Source organism: Bradyrhizobium sp. USDA3010 (assembly GCF_056429065.1).
Genome location: NZ_JBWJZD010000157.1, coordinates 1 through 265 on the forward strand (window position 1 = coordinate 1; position 265 = coordinate 265).

Genomic DNA, 265 nt, shown 5'->3' on the forward strand with positions numbered 1-265 from the left:
TGCCGGTCGCATGCGTGCCGGCGTTGGCGCTGCCGTCGGGATTGACGCCGGCCTCGGTGGCGTCGCCGGTATCGGCGACCGCAACCGGCGCGTCGTCGGTGCCGTGGATGGTGATGGTCAGAGTCGTCGTCGAGGTCAGCCCGGCGGTGTCCTTCACCGTATAGCTGAACGTATCGGTCAGCGTGTCGCTCGAGGTGCGCAGCGCCTCGACCGCGCCCTGGCCGTTGTTCACGGTGTAGGTATAGGAGCCGTCGGCATTGAGATG

General features: G+C 67.5%; 1 protein-coding gene. It reads right to left on the reverse strand.

Features of this window, described 5'->3' with window-relative positions; all coding sequences use genetic code 11:
* A partial coding sequence (locus AC066Y_RS43370) for a VCBS domain-containing protein (RefSeq protein WP_478279155.1) occupies positions 1 to 265 on the reverse strand: 265 nt, incomplete at both ends.